The organism is Leptolyngbya cf. ectocarpi LEGE 11479, from assembly GCF_015207065.1.
Lineage (GTDB): Bacteria > Cyanobacteriota > Cyanobacteriia > Phormidesmidales > Phormidesmidaceae > Leptothoe > Leptothoe ectocarpi.
Genome location: NZ_JADEXP010000178.1, coordinates 1 through 12,895, shown reverse-complemented (window position 1 = coordinate 12,895; position 12,895 = coordinate 1). Strand labels below are relative to the sequence as shown.

General features: G+C 49.2%; 14 protein-coding genes. 7 read left to right on the top strand and 7 right to left on the bottom strand.

Features of this window, described 5'->3' with window-relative positions:
• Positions 1-77 precede the first annotated feature (77 nt).
• Genes IQ260_RS18015 through IQ260_RS18005 form a run of 3 tightly spaced genes read right to left on the bottom strand, consistent with a single transcriptional unit; the run spans position 78 to position 3,162 of the window.
• Positions 78-1,553: an MFS transporter gene (locus IQ260_RS18015; RefSeq protein ID WP_193994492.1), complete on the bottom strand. Its 1,476-nt coding sequence runs from the start codon at positions 1,551-1,553 to the stop codon at positions 78-80.
• Positions 1,543-2,415: a DNA repair protein RecO gene (recO, locus tag IQ260_RS18010; RefSeq protein WP_193994491.1), complete on the bottom strand. Its 873-nt coding sequence runs from the start codon at positions 2,413-2,415 to the stop codon at positions 1,543-1,545. The genes IQ260_RS18015 and recO overlap by 11 nt, the downstream gene beginning before the upstream one ends.
• Entirely contained in the window at positions 2,416-3,162 is a 747-nt protein-coding gene (locus IQ260_RS18005; RefSeq protein ID WP_193994490.1) for a glycosyltransferase, read from the bottom strand.
• Between the two features lie 156 nt (positions 3,163-3,318).
• On the opposite strand from IQ260_RS18005, the gene pgl reads away from it, so the two are divergent.
• The 5 genes from pgl (at position 3,319) to IQ260_RS17980 (ending at position 8,604) form a co-directional block, all read left to right on the top strand.
• Positions 3,319-4,095, top strand: a complete 777-nt coding sequence (pgl, locus tag IQ260_RS18000) for a 6-phosphogluconolactonase (protein WP_193994489.1) — start codon at positions 3,319-3,321, stop codon at positions 4,093-4,095.
• A gap of 184 nt (positions 4,096-4,279) precedes the next feature.
• The gene (locus IQ260_RS17995) at positions 4,280-5,113 is read left to right on the top strand and encodes an FHA domain-containing protein (protein WP_322744990.1); all 834 of its coding nucleotides are present in this window, start codon (positions 4,280-4,282) and stop codon (positions 5,111-5,113) included.
• Between the two features lie 82 nt (positions 5,114-5,195).
• Positions 5,196-5,678 carry an FHA domain-containing protein gene (locus IQ260_RS17990; RefSeq protein WP_193994488.1) on the top strand — a complete coding sequence of 161 codons (483 nt, stop codon included), beginning with the start codon at positions 5,196-5,198 and terminating at the stop codon, positions 5,676-5,678.
• A complete protein-coding gene (locus tag IQ260_RS17985) occupies positions 5,679-6,395 on the top strand; it encodes a lecithin retinol acyltransferase family protein (protein ID WP_193994487.1) in 717 nt (238 codons plus the stop codon).
• A gap of 400 nt (positions 6,396-6,795) precedes the next feature.
• A complete protein-coding gene (locus IQ260_RS17980) occupies positions 6,796-8,604 on the top strand; it encodes an ABC transporter ATP-binding protein (protein ID WP_193994486.1) in 1,809 nt (602 codons plus the stop codon).
• Here the strand turns inward: IQ260_RS17980 and IQ260_RS17975 are convergent.
• Positions 8,601-9,089: a NaeI family type II restriction endonuclease gene (locus IQ260_RS17975; RefSeq protein WP_193994485.1), complete on the bottom strand. Its 489-nt coding sequence runs from the start codon at positions 9,087-9,089 to the stop codon at positions 8,601-8,603. The two genes, IQ260_RS17980 and IQ260_RS17975, sit on opposite strands and share 4 nt — an antisense overlap.
• 148 nt (positions 9,090-9,237) lie before the next feature.
• Here IQ260_RS17975 and IQ260_RS17970 point away from each other — a divergent pair, with 148 nt between their 5' ends.
• Positions 9,238-10,245, top strand: a complete 1,008-nt coding sequence (locus tag IQ260_RS17970; RefSeq protein ID WP_193994484.1) for a DNA cytosine methyltransferase — start codon at positions 9,238-9,240, stop codon at positions 10,243-10,245.
• Positions 10,246-10,254: 9 nt separating this feature from the next.
• On the top strand, positions 10,255-10,419 hold the full coding sequence (locus tag IQ260_RS17965; protein WP_228016225.1) for a hypothetical protein: 165 nt from the start codon (positions 10,255-10,257) through the stop codon (positions 10,417-10,419).
• A gap of 256 nt (positions 10,420-10,675) precedes the next feature.
• Here IQ260_RS17965 and IQ260_RS17960 read toward each other — a convergent pair whose 3' ends face one another.
• The 3 genes from IQ260_RS17960 to IQ260_RS17950 all read right to left on the bottom strand — a co-directional run.
• On the bottom strand, positions 10,676-11,080 hold the full coding sequence (locus IQ260_RS17960; RefSeq protein WP_193994483.1) for a type II toxin-antitoxin system VapC family toxin: 405 nt from the start codon (positions 11,078-11,080) through the stop codon (positions 10,676-10,678).
• On the bottom strand, positions 11,080-11,316 hold the full coding sequence (locus IQ260_RS17955) for a hypothetical protein (RefSeq protein ID WP_193994482.1): 237 nt from the start codon (positions 11,314-11,316) through the stop codon (positions 11,080-11,082). Before IQ260_RS17955 ends, IQ260_RS17960 begins: the two co-directional genes overlap by 1 nt.
• Positions 11,317-11,356: 40 nt before the next feature.
• Positions 11,357-12,895: hypothetical protein (locus IQ260_RS17950; protein ID WP_228016223.1), on the bottom strand; the 1,539-nt coding region annotated here is incomplete at its 5' end.

The window sequence follows — 12,895 nt, the reverse complement described above, 5'->3', positions numbered from 1 at the left end:
CATAGACCGTGGGGAAGAGATAGTAAAAATACCCCTGGGATGCCCCTGGAGCAGGCCTTAACGGGGTCAGGCAATGTCTATGACTCAGGTTGTGAGGGGTCTACGGCTGGTACGGTAAAAACGGTTTGAGTCAGCAGACCGCCTGCGATCACAGTGGCAGCCAGTCCCAGCAGCACTAGCCGCAGACCGACCAAGGCTTCGGCAACGCCAGCCAGGGCCAGGGGTAGGCTAAGAGCGATGTTGACGACGTTGTTTTGTAAACCAAATACTTTGCCCCGCATATCTTCAGGAGTTTGCTCCTGGATGGTGGTTTGCATGGGAATGCCCACGGTCGCGGCAAAAACACCCAGGATAGCAATCAGAACCAGGCTGCCCCAGAGGCTGTGAATGGTCATAGACAGACCCGCTAGCACCGCTCCCATACCCAAAAGGCCCATCAGGCTCAGCTGCCGTCGGGCAAATCGATGACCCAGCTGACCGATCAGGGCAGCACCTATGCCCATACCAACACCGCCTGAGGCTAGCAAGACACCAAATTGAGAAGGTTTGAGAGCGGGGATGACTTCAGCCAGACGGACGGCTAAAACAGCTAGGGCGGCAAAGACAGAAAACAGTAGCACTAGCTGAATAATGGCATTGCGGATGGGAGGACGCTGCTTGATGTAGCGCAGACCGTCTTTGATGTCTGTCCAAACGTGGCTGTCACGGGTGAGGTTTTCGGTGGATTCTCCCGTACGCATCGCCAGCAGGAGCAGCCCTGCCAGGCCATAGCTCAGACCAACCAGGAGAGCTTTGCCGATGCCACTGTTGCCGTCAAAGGGGGCGAGGAGCTGGTCTGCGATCGCAAGCAACGGCTCACCCACCGCAAACCCAATAATCACCGACGCCATCATGGTGGTGGTGTAGAGAGAGTTGGCCGACAGCAAACGGCGTTTATCGACAATTAGCGGAATAGCAGATTGCTCTGCCGGGGCAAAAAACTGGGTCAGGGTGGACACTAAAAACGTGATCACCAGCAGCAGGCCAAAGCTAACGGGAATACCCGCGATTGCCCCCCAGTCATGGCTAAGCCACAGCCCCAACGGCAGCAACAGGACTAACGCTCCCCGCAGCAGGTTAGTCAACACCAGCACTGGCTTTTTGAGCCAGCGATCCACATACACACCGGCCAACGACCCGAAGAGTATGGCTGGAATGGTAAAAGCAATCATCACCGCCGAAACCCAACCACTAATGGTTTGACCCGGCACATCATACTGGCTATCAATGATGGCAATCATCAACACCAGATACACCTTATCGGCCAGCTGAGAAAAAACCTGACCACACCACAGTGTAAGAAAGTTAGGATTTTGCAGCACTGGCCAAAAGCCGCTGGCCGTCTGCTCGGTCTGCCCAGCACCGCTGGCACTATCTGGAGCTAATGGTGGCGTGGCCGCCGCAGGCTTTTGGAACCCATTCAACTCCGGGGAAAGACTGGTCTTCCCAGCAGCTGGCGGTTGGCCAGCCCCCTCAGAAACTTTGGATGCATTCGAGTCAGACTCATGAAGCATAAGCAGATGATGCAAAGCAGCTATCGATCAGCGCAGCCGATCGAATCGGTCGATCAAAGTGAAACTGGGCGTAGTTTCGTAGCAGACGTTCTACACGACGCCACAGACTATGGGGCGCTGTCCCACGATCCCCTGCTATAGATGGTAAAGAACTAGCCTGGGTGAACACAAGCTCTGGTTGCCCTAATTGTTGCAATAGAGCCAGCTCTGAAGCCCCAATGGTGGTCGTCAGGGAGCCATAGATGCGTTTACGCCGGGCAGCGTCATAATCCGCTGGTCCAGCATTATTCTCTAGGCGTTCTAGCTGTTCTAAGGTAATGACACCGCCCGCTTGAATACTAAAGCCCACCTGCCACTGTCCCCCCAGCTGGGGTTGAATGGGCGTGCGACTCAAACAGCAGTAGCGCAGTTCTGGAGCGACGCCCGCCAGGGCCAAAATATGAAACGTACCGTGGGCTAAACAGGCTAACACGGCTCCGGTTGGTGCCGTCTCCAACCGTTCTAAATGGGCGATGAGCAGTTCAAATAGCGCCTCCTGGGGCTGCTCGCTGGCCTCGCACAGCACTAACTCGGCCAGGTACTGACCCGCCGTCAGTCTGGCCAAATCTCGACTCAGCCCTGGAAATGACTGCTGAGTTTGGGCCTGAATCATTTTGTCTAGGGATTTCCCCTTGGACAGCATTAGCTCATTGACCACAAATAGCCCGCTGCGTCCGCCCAGACGAGATTTATGCTTACGGGCTCCCGGTGCGATCGCACGCAAGAGACCATACTCTTTAGTCAAAATGGTCATCAGCCGATCGGTTTCCCCCATGGGAGCCGCCTTGAGGTTGATGCCAGTGGCTTTATAGGTGCGGGACATTTAATCTTTTTGGCTTTCGTTGTAGCTTACGTTAATTTGACTCTTCCCTTCGTAGAGCCAGTTCATTTTTTTAGGGTCTAGCTGGGCGTAGTACATCAGCTTGAGCAGCTGGTTGAGGACCGCATGTTTGTAAATACCCCGTTCTTTAAATCGGCGGGCCGAGGTAACGATGGTACCTGGGACCAAATGGGGGGAGCCAAACTGACTTAGCGCCTGGCTGAGGGCAGTATCTTCAAAAATATCCATGTCGGGGACGCCGCCAATACTATTGAGTGCGTGACGACGGGCAAAAATGCAGTGGTCTAGATAGAGGATGTGGCTCCAACGGGGGCGCTGGGTAGTGGAATACCAGGAAGTAAATCGGAGCAGCCAGTGGTCAACATCAAAGCTATGGCGAAAGCCCCCCCAGACAACAGTGTCATTAGCCATCAGCTGTCTAATCTGGCTGAGGGCATCAGGAGGCAGCAGCGTAGCCGGATGGTGCAAAAGCACCACATCCCCCTGGCTTGCTTCAATACCTATAGTCAGACGCTGGGCGCGATTGGTAGCACCGGTATCAATCAGCTTAACGTCAGCGGCAGCAGCGTGCTGGGTAATAACATCATAGGTACCGTCTGTACTGGGGCTCATGACGATGACAATTTGTTTCTTCCCTGGCTGCAGGGCGAGGTTGTCTAAAATACGGGGCAAGTAGCCATGGCGAATTTCATTGAGACAAGGTAGAACAACTGAAATGTTAAGTTCCATGGGGTACCCAGAAAGCCGTTGCTGACCCATAAAATCATACAAAGTCTATTAAGAGTCATGGGGGAATGCCCTAAGCTGCGTTAGCGTTCACCATAGGCGGCTAACCAACCGTCCTTGAAATCTTTTGATAATTCCAAATATTGGTGATTCTGATCTATGACTGCCGCCCCAAGCTCTTCACAAAAAACCGCCCCCCAGGTCCATGTATTTTCCGATAAAGCTGCGCTGGTGGCTGGTGCTGCCGAGCAGGTGATTGCGCTCATGCGCGATGCGATCGCCACATCAGATCGCTGCACCATTGCCCTCTCAGGTGGCAGTACACCAAAGCCGCTGTACCAGGCCATTGCCCAAACCGACCTACCCTGGGACAAAATTTACGTCTACTGGGGAGATGAGCGCTATGTGCCGGCCACCCATGCTGACAGTAATGCCAAAATGGCCCGTGAAGCCTGGCTCGATCAGGTGGCCATCCCGGCCAAAAATGTGTTTGCCGTCCCCACCGACACTGACTCCCCTGAAACCACAGCCGACCGGTATCAGCAAACCCTAATCGAGAGCTTTCAAGCAGCTTCAGACAACGACATTCCCCAGTTTGATCTAATCCTGTTGGGCATGGGCGACGATGGCCACACCGCATCGCTGTTTCCCCATACCTCAGCGCTAAATGAGCTCCATCGCTGGGTCACCGTTGGCAACAAAGATGGCCAGCCTAGGATCACATTTACTGTTCCTCTCATTAATCAAGCTCGCCATGTCATGTTCGTAGTTGCGGGAGCCAACAAACAAACAGCTCTATCCCAGGTATTTGCACCTGTTGCCGACAATGCCACCTACCCCTCTCGGCTCATTGCCCCAGCGGGAGAATTACGGTGGTTACTGGATAGTGCAGCCAGCCAAGGACTGCCCACAGCCATAGAGCGTACAGTTCATTAGCTCGGCCCCAGTTTGTTGATGGGTCATTCCCCTAGTGCTGATCGGGTTGCTCAATCACTAGGGGGAATGCCCCTCTGTTGCTAAAAAAAGGACAAACTCAGTAAGGATACGGAACCAGGTCAAAGATTGCCTATACTTCTCTCAACCCATCGACAGAAAGCCGCCGAAACCGTGTAGTTTATACATGGCTAGCGTAAACCAGACCGCTATGATTATTTGCCCTAACTGCAACTATCAGAACCCAACAGCCGCTTCTCAGTGCGAAGCCTGTTATACCCCCTTACCGTCTTTGACGACCTGTGCCAACTGTGGCGCTGGGGTACAGGCTGACGCTAGTTTTTGCGGTCAGTGTGGTCATAGTTTAGCTAACCAGACTGCTGCCATACCTGCGGCTGAGCCAGCCGTATCTTCTGCTGCACCACCCGCTATCCCAGAGCCACCATCGCCAAGCCCTGTGCCAGAGTCTGTACCAGACTCTGTTGAAGTATCCCCAGAGTTGGTTGAGCCAGATCCTCTGATACCGCCCGATCCGCTACCCATTGCGCCACCGCCACCGCTGCCAGCAGATCCGGTGCCGGACAATATTCCAACCTCAGTGGATATTTACAGCGAGCTGCCGGTAACTGAGCCAGCGCCGCTGGTGTCTGAGACAGCCCCTGAGATGGTTGTCCCCCAAACTCAGATCCAAAGTCTTTCAGTTCGGCTACTACATGTACAAACCGATACGCCCTTAGAGTTGCCTGCGGGTCTCGATCTGTTACATATTGGTAAGCCCAACGACCGGGTCCCTCCCGACATTGACGTATCTGGTTTTCCAGAGTCAGAGATTGTATCTCGTATCCATGCCAATATCCGTATTGAGGGCGATGTCTACTATATTGAGGATGTTGGGAGTTCCAATGGTACTTACATTAATAATCTGCCGCTCGCTGCAGGCAACCGCCATCGACTTCGCCCAGGCGATCGTATTGCCCTTGGAAAAGGTGATAAGGTGAGCTTTATTTTTCAACTAACATGAGGGGCGATAGAGGTATGAATCGAATGTTTAACCGCCAATTTTTCGCTGTCCTCTTTGTTAGATTGCCCTTTGATGTATTAACGTGATTACCCTATCGTTACTCCACCCGTTAAATAAGACGCCCATACAGAATTGGACCTTTGAGGAACAAGACGTCATTCGGATTGGCCGTTCTACTGATAATGATGTTGTTCTTTATAGTGCTGTTGTGTCTCGACACCACCTGGAGATTCGTAAGGAGTTAGAGGGTTGGGCCATTCGGAGCCTTGGTACCAATGGCACCTATCTAGAGGGCAAGCGCATCCAAAATGTTACGGCTGAAAACGGTTTGGTGGTGCGATTGGCCCGTTCGGGTCCTAATTTGCAAATTTCCATTGACCAGCCCGAAAAGTCCTCAGCTGCTTCTATTAAGGAATTATTAGCCCGTCGCAAACATCAGCCGTTAAAGCATTCGTCATCGGATCAGCCGGTGAGAACTGATTTAGATGTGATCAAAACGGACATCCGGGATAAGCTCCCCCCTAAGCAGGGCAATCCTCCGTCTGGGGATAACGGATATTCCTAGATGGCTAGAGGCGATCAGGTATATGTGATGCGGGAGGTGATGGGGGTGCCCTATCAGCATCATGGCATTGATTGTGGTGACAGGACTATTATTCACTATCGCAAGGTCGGCACTGCGACCGTATCACGCACAAGTACTGAGGCATTTGCTCGGGGAAATCCGGTTTATCCTGTGGATAAGCCAGTCTCGTTTATTCCCGACGTGGTCATTAGGCGAGCCGAAAGCCGTCTTGGGGAACAGCGCTATAATTTATTTTTTAACAACTGTGAGCATTTTGCTAACTGGTGTAAAACTGACGACAGTGTGAGCCCCCAGCTCAACGAGTTTGGTCTGCGGCTAGACTCCGTTAAACTGCCCCGTACGCTAACGCGGCAGGCAGCTGAACAGGAGACGCCCCAGGCGATTTTAGACTTGTTTGCTAGGGCTCTGAATAATATTGCGATCGCAACCACCACCCTCTTACCCGACTATGAACAAGCCAAAACCGAAAGCACTCAGTGGAAACACGTAGCTCAGACAGCCCTTGAGCGAGGTCGTGAAGATCTAGCCCGAGCCGCTCTATACAAACGCCGAGCGGCTCTGAAAAAAGCTGACGCGATCCAGCAGCAGCTTCAGGATCTTTCCGATCTACAACTCTCCATCCAAACGGATCAAACGCTAGCGCTCAAACGTCTGAATGAAAGCAGTGCAGTATTAGATGATTTTGAGCAGATATAGGCAGATACCACTATCGGCATGCTGGGGGCTTCGGCTGCCCTCAGCCTCTGGAAACATCAAAATTTAGCCGGTTGAGCGTAGTCGAAACCAGCAACATTTTGGACGTGGTTTATCCAGTGGTTGATCAAATAGTGAGCCGGTTACCAGCAATCTGTCTGTCAAAGCGGCTAGGGAGAAAAATTTCATAAGATCCAAAATTTCGTCTGCAGAGGTTGTCGTGGAACGCCTGTACGGCAAAAAGTAGGACATCGTTAACTTCTCATTCCTAGTGTTTATATGATCCAAACACCTTGTCGATTGTTGGATTTCCGAAGTACGATCGCGATCCATCCGTAATACAGAAACAAATAGTGAATACAGACATGAGCTGTCATCCAGCGGATGACGTCAGGAGGCATCTGTGGCTAAATTACTCAACATTCTCGAATATTACCGACAATACTGGCTGATAACAGTGTTAAACGCCGCTGCCATGGGAGCGTTTGAAATTCTGGATCTTTTTGTTCCCTACGCCATTGGCCAAATTCTCAATGTCCTCTCACAGGAGTCTCTCGATCAACCGTTAGAACATCTTATCCTGAGCATTGGCCGTCTGCTGCAACAGCCTGTAACCCCAACGTTCTCACTGCTGGTATTGTTGGGTCTCGTAGGTCTGATTTCGATTGGCCGTGCCCCTATTCAGCCCTGGATTGGAGCCTGGTTTAACTGGGATACCGCCCTGCGAGCCCGACGAGATAAGTCCCAGCGAGCATTAGAAAAAATCTTGACCCTGCCCCTGGAGTTTTACGACGAAAACAACCCTGGACGGATTGCCGCTCGGGTAGCCAAGGGACTGACAAATTACACCTGGACCTATCCAGAAATTGTTGGCCAATTTATCCCTAAAATCATCCGTGTGCTGGGTATTTTTGTCGTTATTGCCTGTCTCGACTGGCCCATTGCCTTGGTGGTGCTCTGCTCATTTGTGGTGATTATCGGCTACAGTCTCTTGCGCTTGCAGGGATTATCGGTGCAAGAAGAAAAGCTAGATAAATACTCAGAAAACACCGAGAGTCGTACCTCGGAGATCATCACCAATATCAAAACCGTCAAGGCGTTTGCCACAGAAATGCGAGAGTTAAAACGGCAGCGACAGCGCTTAAATCGGGAGTTTAAGGTAGTTGATTATCGCATCCATCTGGGATACATCAAACTGGGTACCTGGCAGCGGACAGTGGTTCAGAGCTGTACGTTTGTCGTACTTGCTTTAACTCTGTGGGCAACTGTTCAGGGGACTATTTCCCTGGGGCATTTTGTTACTATTCTCACAGTGTCCAGTATGGCCTATGCCGAAGTCGATCCGATCTGTGATCTAGCAGAAATGTTTGTCCGTCGCTACGGTGCCATGGCCCGGTTTCAAGAATTTGTTGCCCTACCTGCCGGGACAGATGCAGGACAGCTTACCGATGATGTGCCTGACTACCGGTTTACCGGTAAGGTGCATATTAACCAGCTTACCTTTGGCTACAATCCAGACAAGCCTGTCCTGCAAGACATTGAACTGTTGATTCAGCCCTGTCAGACAGTTGCTCTAGTGGGGCGTTCGGGGTCAGGTAAGTCCACGCTAGTAAAACTGTTGTTTCGTTATTTTGAGCCCAATAGCGGTGCTATCTTGATGGATGGTCAAGATTTGCGTCGTTTGGACATTACCGGCTATCGGCGACGGTTAGCCATTGTCCACCAGGAGGTGGATATCTTTAACGGCACGCTGATGGAAAACCTGCTCTACGGTAATCCAACGGCCACGGTGGAGCAGGTGCAGGCTGCCTGCAAAATTGCCCAGGCCCACGACTTTATCGAGCAGATGCCAAAGGGGTATTTGACCACAGTGGGTGAACGGGGTGTACGTCTTTCGGGCGGCCAGCGGCAGCGCATTGGTATTGCGCGGGCATTGATTATGGACCCAGACGTGCTGGTATTTGATGAGGCCACGTCTAGTCTGGACTATGAGTCCGAGCGGGCGATTCAGGTGGCGATGCGATCGCTCTTCGGCACCCGTACGCTAATCATCATTGCCCACCGTCTGAGCACCGTCCGCGAAGCCGACCAGATCGTCGTGCTTGATCAGGGCCGCATCAGCGAAATCGGCAGCCACGATGAGCTACTGACCCAGGGTGGTCTTTATCAGCGGCTACACCAGCTCCAAGAAACAGGCGAGCTGTTGAGCTAGCGCTTTTTAGGTATGACACTATCAGGAATGAGCCATTGGATATGACGTTTACCGATGGCTGAAACGCTCTTTTTCTTATCTTGATTGCTACCGGATGTCAGCATATCCAGGTTGGCTCTAAGCAGTCCAGTCTGGAAAAAATCATTGTCTTCGTCAATCCGAGTCAACAAGCAAATTTGACCAAATGCTTCGGGAGGAACCATCCAGGTTTTTCTAATCGTTGCTTTTGAGTCGAACTCAATATCGACCAAGTAAAAGTCGAGCTTGTTGCCTCTAGCCCATCCAAATTCATGACCTAGATAGGCTTCGACTTTCATGCCAAAAATCGTTTTTTCTGCTTTTTCAGCTTCAGCAAGTCGAGTTCTGCCCATTCTTTCTGCGTCAATCACATAGTCCATAGCATCCCGAATCACTTTGCCATATCTCAATTCAAACTGATCAATTGAGCAGAGGGTATCGAATAGGGTTTTTAAGGCAGTATCCAAAGAATGAGATCCATGAATGGAAGGTTCCGCGCTTCATAGTTTAACAATTTTCTTTGATGCATCAGTTTTTAGGCCATGATGAAAGGCTTAAGATATTGTCTCTCTCTCGATACACCCGTACTATAGAGATAGGCTAGTAGTTCAAATTATGTCTTCGGAGGCACCAGTGTCACAAGGATTCACATCGATTGAAATTTGTGCTGGTGCCGGTGGCATGGCTCTAGGGTTGGAATACGCAGGATTTGAACACCTTGCGGTTTTTGATAATGATAAGCACGCCCATTCCACGCTTTTACATAACCGGCCAGAGTGGAATCCTCAGCTATGCGATGTGAAATCATTAGATTGTTCTCGTTATCAAGGTATTGATCTATTTGCTGGTGGAGTACCCTGTCCTCCTTTCTCTGTTGCTGGTCAACAGAAGGGGGCTAATGATGAACGTGATTTATTTCCTGATGCACTGCGATTAATTGAGCAAACAGCTCCAAAAGCAGTACTTTTAGAAAATGTACGTGGTTTTTCTGGGACTAGATTTGTTGAATATCGTCGCAATCTTATTAGTCAGCTAAATCAAATGGGTTTTGTAATACAGTGGCGTGTGCTGAGAGCTTCTGACTACGGTGTACCACAGTTGCGACCTAGATTTATTTTGGTAGCTTTTCAACAGGAGTATGCTCCATTTTTTGATTGGCCTGATGTGATCGCTAATCCACCTACTGTTGCAGATGCAATCGGCGATTTGATGGGAGTTGCTGGTTGGTTAGGTGTAGATAAATGGATGATAAAGGCTCAGTCGATTGCTCCAACTTTGGTTGGAGGGTCTAAGAAACATGGTGGGGCTGATTTGGGGCCAACAAGGGCGAAACAAAGATGGGCGGAATTGGGGGTGGATGGTAAAGGTGTAGCGAATGCTCCACCTGATGCTAAAGACCCTGCTGATAAATTACCTCGTTTAACTATTCCCATGGTCTCTCGCTTGCAGAGTTTTCCTGATGAATGGGAATTTCAAGGGGGCAAAACGGCTCAGTATCGCCAGATTGGGAATGCGCTGCCACCTCTTGTTGCAGAAAGCGTTGGTATAGCGATTAAACAAGCGCTTCAGAAAATTGAACTTAAACGACCAAATACAGAGCAACTTAAGCTTGATGTGGCTTAGTAATGAGTGATGAGATCGCTATTCGGCACCCGCACGCTGATCATCATTGCCCACCGGCTTAGCACCGTCCGCGAAGCCGATCAGATCGTGGTGCTGGACCAGGGCCGCATCAGCGAAATCAGCAGCCATGATGAGCTATTGACCCAAGGCTTGAAGTTCCTTGTCACCCTTTAAGATCTGGGGCTAATTGCGCCAATTTGTAAACGGCAAAATAGTCTTCGTAGTGAGTGCCTTTTTGTCCGCTATTTCCACCTCGATTTTTATTTTGAAGGTATTTGAGTGTTGCACTATCGAAATGCTTTTGGATTTCCTCAGGGCTGTACATTCTAATGGTCTAGGCTCAACGGAGAATTCTGCTCTTGCTTGTAACCATACCCGGATTTGATTGCAGAATTAGGGTGCGATCGCTCTTTGGCTAAGTTAGCAGAAGCTAGACTTGCCGCCAATTTTCGGTTTGTAGTCCAGCTACCCGCTCAAACTCCCTTTGGTTAGCTGTCACCATAATCAGACCATGATGCAAAGCTGTAGCGGCAATTAGAACGTCGTAGGCTCCGATGGGCTGCCCTTGTTTTTTCAGAATTGAACGAATTTGGGCCGTTTGTTCGGCTTCTTCTTCGCTAAACTTCAGAATTGATACGGAGTCAAGCAAGCTGGTAATGGCTGGTTCAATTTTCTTGGCCCTTTGGGGATTGTTGAGTAGGCCATAGCGAAGTTCCATAACGGTGATTACCGAAACGGCTATATCAGTAGGGGATGTTTGCTTGAGGCGAGTTTGGGTACCTGGCTCACCTTTGATGAAGTCACTGATAACGCAGGTATCAAGGAGATATTGCATCAGAATAGCTCTGGCTCGCTGGGAGGCAGGAGTTCATCACGGTAGCTTTCAAAGGCTGGGAAATCGAGAATGCCTTGATACGAAAGAATTGTGTCTGGCCATTGAGGAATGGATGGCTTTTGGGTGATTTGGCGTAGTACTTGAAGAATCAATGTGTGCAGCGGAACGTTTGATTGCTCTGCTTGACGGATTAAATCTTGTTCTAGATCTGGGGGTAAGTCAATTGTTATTTGCATGTTATTGGAAAATTTGATCAACTTCTGAGCCAACTCTTAACTAATTGTTCTCCTCTTGTTTCTGTTCAACCTGAGGAGGCGAATCTGGTGGAAATATATCCCTAAGCTCACTTTGGAATACAGTCGCTACCACTGCTGATATTCCGGCAAACAACGCTACAAGTAGGGACAACCAAAATTTCCAGTCAAGTCCTTTTTCAATATCAGAAGAAGAGTCATTAATCTTAGCTTCATATTCATTGTTACTTCCTGTACTCACTACTCCATTAACACTAGAGTTTTCAATGTGAACACTATTATCAATTTTGGGCTCATCTACCATAGATTTGATTTCCTTAAGTTGTTTGGATAAATCTGATTCTGCAGGTTCCCGCACTTGAATTAACTGAAGAAGTTGTTGCGGTGTGGGAGGAACCCAGGTCTTACGTCGAGCAAGAGCCTCAGCTTCTGCTAACCTCCATGGGAGCTTTTCTTTTTGCTCGGGAAGCTCATCGATGATTTTATGAAGTGCTTGACATGCCTCGTGCGTACCTAACTGCTGGAGTTGTGCTGGGATACGCTCCTTCCACATCCTCAAACTATCTTCTGGCCTGATTAATCGATCTGTCGAGTTTCGAAGTATTCCCTTGGCAGTAGACTTTTCCTCAGGAGGTGGATCAGGAAATTGCCTGGTCATGAATATATACAATTCAGCAATGTAATTTTCGCTAAGGCTCTGCTTCAGAGAACCTCCAAATTTCAGAGGATAAGAAACCGATTCAAGTATCTTTATCCCAATGTCTGGATACGCTTGAATAAATTGCCATACCGTAGGCCATGTGGTATCACCCGTGTACATTATTAATGCTTTTGCCGCAGTTATAGCCTTTTCTTTGCTTTCGTCATCTTTAGTCCAACGGAAGGAAAGTAAGGATTCTGCAAAAGAAACAGCCTCGTTAGCTTGATGCTCTAGTAGTATTGCCAATAAATCACCTAAACTTCTTGAGGTCAGCTCTGCATCATTCAACTTATCAAGTAAAGCAACTTCTAACTTCTTATCCCACAAGTATTTCAGCTCTTTGATGATTGTGATACTTCCATGCTCAGTATTCTCTTGTTTGATCAACTTGAGAAGTACTCTAATAAACTCATCAGGTGCATTTTGATATGCATTTTGAATGAGTTGCTGCCTAGCATCGATATTCTTGTCATTCCGCGCATTGGGATAGTCGAGAATAATAGCTGTCCATTTCCTCCAAACTTCAGCAGAAATTTTAGAGAAAAATTCAATATCCTTATCTAGAACTAACCGAAACGCTTTGTAGCCACTCAAAGTAGAGTACGGGAAATGATTGGTACCTAACCAAGTTTCTGTATTTGGCTCGCCATCTTGGATGTAACGCTTGGCTGCAGAAATAATTCTTGATTTTGTATGTTTCTCTGCCTCTCGCCAGCCCGGTAGAGTCGTTAAATCCGTTTTCCAGTTTTCGATGTAGTGTTGACTAGAGGGTAACAATGTCATTTCTTGGCATAAACGCCACCAGCTATCTAAATGCCCAGCTTCAAAGCCTTCTAAACATTGAAGAATCCTAGTCTTAGG